This window comes from Microcystis sp. LE19-195.1E, assembly GCF_027532095.1.
GTDB classification, from domain to species: Bacteria; Cyanobacteriota; Cyanobacteriia; order Cyanobacteriales; family Microcystaceae; genus Microcystis; species Microcystis aeruginosa.
Genome location: NZ_JAPZSZ010000119.1, coordinates 1 through 5,158 on the forward strand (window position 1 = coordinate 1; position 5,158 = coordinate 5,158).

General features: G+C 48.3%; 6 protein-coding genes and 1 pseudogene. 1 reads left to right on the forward strand and 6 read right to left on the reverse strand.

The window, feature by feature from the left end:
• Positions 1-228 (reverse strand): annotated as a pseudogene (locus O9300_RS07160) (RNA-guided endonuclease TnpB family protein); the annotation flags it as partial.
• 257 nt (positions 229-485) lie between these two features.
• Between O9300_RS07160 and O9300_RS07165 the strand changes: the two are divergent.
• Positions 486-839 (forward strand): hypothetical protein, encoded by a 354-nt coding sequence (locus O9300_RS07165; protein WP_008203368.1) that lies wholly within the window; start codon positions 486-488, stop codon positions 837-839.
• A gap of 54 nt (positions 840-893) precedes the next feature.
• Here the strand turns inward: O9300_RS07165 and O9300_RS07170 are convergent, their stop codons facing one another.
• From O9300_RS07170 to O9300_RS07190, 5 genes are read right to left on the reverse strand one after another with little or no spacing between them, the layout of a single operon-like run.
• Positions 894-1,664 (reverse strand): ABC transporter permease, encoded by a 771-nt coding sequence (locus O9300_RS07170; protein WP_287970926.1) that lies wholly within the window; start codon positions 1,662-1,664, stop codon positions 894-896.
• Between the two features lie 12 nt (positions 1,665-1,676).
• Complete coding sequence (locus tag O9300_RS07175; RefSeq protein ID WP_287970927.1) at positions 1,677-2,885, reverse strand: ABC transporter substrate-binding protein; 1,209 nt, start codon at positions 2,883-2,885, stop codon at positions 1,677-1,679.
• A 4-nt stretch (positions 2,886-2,889) separates the two neighbouring features.
• Positions 2,890-3,672, reverse strand: coding sequence for an ABC transporter ATP-binding protein (locus O9300_RS07180; RefSeq protein WP_287970929.1), 783 nt, complete (start codon positions 3,670-3,672; stop codon positions 2,890-2,892).
• A complete protein-coding gene (locus tag O9300_RS07185) occupies positions 3,669-4,784 on the reverse strand; it encodes an acyl-CoA dehydrogenase family protein (RefSeq protein ID WP_287970930.1) in 1,116 nt (371 codons plus the stop codon). Before O9300_RS07185 ends, O9300_RS07180 begins: the two co-directional genes overlap by 4 nt.
• Before the next feature lie 12 nt (positions 4,785-4,796).
• Positions 4,797-5,036 (reverse strand): DUF4242 domain-containing protein, encoded by a 240-nt coding sequence (locus O9300_RS07190; protein WP_287970932.1) that lies wholly within the window; start codon positions 5,034-5,036, stop codon positions 4,797-4,799.
• Between the last annotated feature and the right edge of the window lie 122 nt (positions 5,037-5,158).

Sequence of the window (5,158 nt, forward strand, 5' to 3'; positions counted from 1 at the left end):
TCTGATTATCTGCTTGCTCACTTTCGTGGGTAAAGCTAAATAATCTGAGGTTTTAGATACCAGATGATAGAGTTGATTAAAACTCAGTTTTTGGGAGTTTTCAAAGAAATATTGGCGATAATGGTAGTTAGCTAGATTGAATAAATTTTTTGACAAGAAGGCATAATGGTCGATTTCTGACCATAAGGGATGGTTTTGACTGATAATATGACGTTCAACTAGCTTCATATCTTGATTATACCTGATAACGTTCTTAAAATCTATCGTTGGTCAAAGTTACTTATTTTAGTTATGTAGCTACAGAAATGAGTAGCTTTAAAAAGCTTTAGGTAGGTTTTTGGTTTCTGTGGTTAACCCCGATCCTCGTTTTAGCTCCCTCTCGAAAATCTATTGCACCACAGCCTTTAGTCACCTTCATCCCGATCATGTAAATTTTCCGCTACAATCGAGAGTACTAAGACTCAGGCAATTGTAAAGTAATATTAATGATAGATTTTAATACCCTCGCTGAATTTTCCCGCAACTATTGCGTCTCGATTTGTGCCTTTTTAGTACCCGCTAACTTAGTAACCACCCTTTTAACGGTTCTTTTTCTCTATTTCGGTCGTCCTACCCGTCAAATCTTCCCCATTGCTTCCCTAGCTTTGTTGTTCGCTGTCACCATGTTTCTCCACGTCGCCACTTGGTTAATGATTGGTGTGGTTATGGCCCCCACTTTTATCCTCTTTGGACTGGGTTTAACCTGTTTTGTGATCAATCTTCAAGCCATCAGCGATCGCCAAAGTTTGGAACAGTTATTACATACTGGGGTTAGTCGTCTGGCCCGCTCTTTCAACTAAGGAAAAGCGCCAAGACTTCCCACTTCCCACTTCCCACATAGTTGAACCAATAGGCTAATCTTGATGCGTCCAAGAGCGATGAGCCAGACGCAAACCCCAATCGAGCAGATAACCAATCGCGCCAATAACGAGAATCACTGCCATCAACTCTGAATAAGCGAGTCGATCGCGTGTATCGAGAATATAATAACCCAAACCCGCACTAACCCCCAGCATTTCCGCCGGGACAAGAACGATCCAGATAATACCTATAGCCAAACGGAAACCAGTTAAGAGATGGGAGAGGATCGCAGGCAGAATAATCTGGAAAACCGTTTCCCCTCGGGTAGCACAGAGACTGCGGGCTAAAGTCAACCAAGAGCGATCAACCGCATTAACCCCAGCAGCCGTATTGAGAAGGATCGGCCAGATGGCCGCCACCGTCAGCAAAAAATACACGGGTAGATCACCAATTCCCAAAACCATCACCGCTAAAGGCATCCAAGAAAGGGGCGAGATCATGCGTAGAAATTGAAATAGGGCCGACAAAGCCGATTCAAGGGAGCGATACAACCCGATTAATACCCCCAACGGCACACCGATGGCACTAGCGAGAGCCAAGCCCACAAGAACCCGGCGGCAACTGGTGAGGATATGGGGCACAATCTCCCCCCCAACAAAAAGACGTAATAAAGCGACAAAAGATCGCTCAGGGGAAAAATCATTTAAAATCGGGTTTGAGTGCCATAGAGGACTGGTAAATAGCCACCAGAGCAATAATCCAAAACCGATACCCCATAAGGGTAGTAAAGCTCTTGGCGGGGAGGTCAAAGATTGTGAATTCATAGGTTCGGATTCTTAAAATTTGATCGTCTCGATGCGGGAGAGATTATTCGGTAAGCCGAAAGCTTTCGGTCCGCCCACCTGTTGCAAGGCATTACGGACAAAAGAGTCATCAACTAGATCCCGCGCCACCTGTCGGGGTTGCAGTTTTTGGAGAAAATCCGTATTTCCTTCCACCTGAGTGGTTTTGAGCAAGCGTACCAGTTCCTCGGTATAGGAAGGGAAAGGATAGGGCTGGAAATCGATCCGGTTGACTTGCCAGTCTGGATTCTCGATCGCCCCGTCTTTTTTATAGAAATTGCGATCATAGTAAGTAAGCGCCCGTTGCAATACTGGCAGCGGGTGAGGCGTATATTTTCCACCATCTTTAGAGAGAATCCGGGCCACTTCGGAGCGATTGCCCCGGGACCAGAGTTGGGCTTTAACGAGGGCGTTTACCACCTTCTGCGTCCATTGTTTCCGTTGCCTAATATCCTCCTCGTGAACAAAGACAACGCAACAGGCGTGATTCTTCCAGACATCGCCGGTGAAACGGAGAACCCTACCGGTTTTTAGATTTTCCGCCGCCGCGTTGAAAGGTTCAGCAACGATATAACCGCCGATGCTCTTATTGGCGAGGGCTGATACCATATCCGGGGGCGGGAGAACCACTAGATTAACCTCGTTAGAAGCGATCGGCGCGTCCTTGGCTTTGCGAACTATTTTCAGCCCGTTACGTTGTAAGAGTTGTTGCAAGACCAAATTATGAATCGAATACCAGAAAGGAACCGCGATCGTTTTACCTCCCAATTCCCTGGGATTTTCAATATCGGGAAGGACGGTGAGGGCTGAACCATTGGTATGGTTCCAAGCGACGATTTTAGCGGGGAAATTGCGCCCGTAACGAATCCAGATCGAGGTGGGAAAAAGAACGTGAATAACGTTCACCTGCCGAGCGAGAAAGGCCTCAACAATCTGCGCCCAAGAGCGGAATAGGCGCGGTTGTTCGGCAGTTAAACCTTCCGCTTGATAAAGTTTTCGCGAGTGGGCCACCAATAGGGGGGCGGCATCCGTAATCGGTAGATAACCGATTTTCACAGGCTGATCTTTGGCATTGGCGTGAACAGGGAGATTCCCACTATCGGCCGCGATCGCTGCTCCGAAGGAACTGGTAAACAGTGCTGAAAGTTTCAGAAAATCTCGACGGCTCATGCCGCAACAAGCACAATTATCATGTAGGTTCATAGATTTACAGTGTCATGACAAGGGCTAATTCTTGAAAAATTGACCGGCGTAGATCACTCAAAAGCTTCGCTGACTCGAAACGGGGTTTCGGCATCGAGATCGTCCATTCTCGGCGGATGCCCACCGGATGACGGCCCATGAGAAGAACTCGATCGGCTACTAATAGGGCCTCATCGATGTCGTGGGTAACGAGGAGAACCGTGCTGTTATAGAGAGCTATGACTTCTAGGAGGAGTTTTTGCATCTCGAAACGGGTGATCGCGTCGAGGGCGCTAAACGGCTCATCCAGGAGGAGGAGAGAGGGGCGGCGGGCGAGGACGCGGGCTAGAGAAACTCTCTGAGCCATACCGCCGGATAGTTGATGAGGATAGGCACGCTCGAAGCCATCTAGTTTGACGCTTTTAACGGCGGTGTGAACCCTTTCGCGTAATTGCTGATGATCGAGGCGGGGCATCCGCTTTAATTTCAAACCAAAAGCCACGTTTTGCCAAACGGTTAACCAAGGTAAAAGGGCGGGGGATTGAAAGACGATCGAGCTGCGGATGTCTGGTGCTTGTAGGGGTCGTGAGTGCAATTGTATTTCTCCGCCATCGGCACTTTGCAAACCAGCGGCGGTAGCAAGGAGGGTAGATTTACCGCAACCACTGGCTCCGAGCAAACAAACCACCTCACCGGAGCGCACCTGTAGGTTAATATCCTCAAAAACGGTACGGTAGCCATGGCGGGTTTTATAGCGTTTGTGGAGATTTTTGAGGGTGAGGACGGGGTAATCAGTGGCGATACTCATTCCCTCACCCCCGCTCGATCGAGTTCGCCAGGGAGAATTTTATCGGTAGCGGACTGACGTTGTAACTCTCTTTCTAGTTGAATCAGGCTCGGAGTTAACACTGGTAAAAAGGCGACCTCGCGCAGCCGTCGCGCCGTGTCGCTATTACGAAAATAGCCTTTTCCTCCCTTAATTTCCGCTTCTAACCATACGGATTCCACCGCTAACCGGGTAATGTCCACTCTGAGGGTGAATAGTTGGCGTGTCCCTCCGAGATCGAAGCTTTCTAGGGTGCTGAATTGCTCGATTTTCTTTTCTAGACGAGTCAGACGCTCCCGGGCGCAGAAATAACGATCGCTGGCTACCGCGGCCTTTCCCCCTAAACTTTTCTCTGTCTCCCCAAGGGATTTACGCGTAATGCCAAGGGCCAGTCCGCATTGTAACAGCAAGAAACAGGGGCGGACTGAGGGTAAAAATTTTGCTGCTTCCAAGCTGATAATCCAGTCGTGAGATAACTGAACTCGATCGAATTCAAGGGTACTGGTGCGGGAAGCTTGTAAACCCAATAATTGTAGGTCTTCACCCCGTTTTAACCCTTTTGCGAAGGAGGGAAGGGCGAGGATAAGAGTTTGTCCAGATGTGGTTTGAGCGGCAACGGCTACTATGAATTCTCCCTTAGAGTCGAGGTTAGAGGCCCAGGGCAGGAAGCCATTAACAGTGACGTTTTCTCCTTCGATCTTTGCCTGTAAACGCAGCTCCTCGATCCCGCCGAGGTACTTCATGGCGTTGGAGAGTCCTGTGGCTCCGGCTATCTCTCCCTTGAGAACAGCAGGTAGAATTTTGTTTTGTAGGTAAGTGTTATTACTGGCGGCCAGATATTGAATGAAGACGCGCTGACACCAGAAAACAAAACCGGTGGTCAGGCAGCATTGGGACACAGCGGAGATCGCCTCTACTGCCTGTAATAAGGAGCCACCCCGCCCTCCTAAGCTTTCAGGTATAGCATAGCCGAACCAGCCCGATTCTCCTAGCTTGGTTAGGGCCGAACCGACGTTGAGATTAGCTGTACCGTTGTTAAGGTCAGTGGCTCTTTCTTCCAGAAAAGAAAGGATTTCGGAGCCTCGATCGAGCATCATTGTTCTCTCCTAGGGGTGAATATTTTCAATCGAGGTCAAACTATCTATAGGTGCGCCGACCACTTCTCTGGCTCTTTTTACCGCCGCTTCATCGGGACTATCGTAGAAACAGAGACATTTACTCAAGTCTTCGCAAATATATGTACGCTCGAAACTGACTTCAGGCACTTGAGCATAAAGGGGGGTTTTCTCCGCTTTTCGTTGCAGGTAAGTTTCCATCGTTAGCCCCGGAGGTAAGCTAAAACGCACTTAAACCACCTAAAATAGAAATAGTAATTTTAGAAAAATCCTACTTATGCCAGCCAAAGATTTCCTAGACTTAGAAGAAAAGAAAAACTTACAAAAAGCTCTTAAAGAAGAAGAAAGAGCAG

Excerpts from the sequence above, each read along its gene's own strand:
- O9300_RS07185 (WP_287970930.1), bottom strand. The coding sequence starts at position 4,784 with ATGCTCGATCGAGGCTCCGAAATCCTTTCTTTTCTGGAAGAAAGAGCC.
- O9300_RS07170 (WP_287970926.1), bottom strand. The coding sequence starts at position 1,664 with ATGAATTCACAATCTTTGACCTCCCCGCCAAGAGCTTTACTACCCTTA.
- O9300_RS07180 (WP_287970929.1), bottom strand. The coding sequence starts at position 3,672 with ATGAGTATCGCCACTGATTACCCCGTCCTCACCCTCAAAAATCTCCAC.
- O9300_RS07165 (WP_008203368.1), top strand. The coding sequence starts at position 486 with ATGATAGATTTTAATACCCTCGCTGAATTTTCCCGCAACTATTGCGTC.
- O9300_RS07175 (WP_287970927.1), bottom strand. The coding sequence starts at position 2,885 with ATGAACCTACATGATAATTGTGCTTGTTGCGGCATGAGCCGTCGAGAT.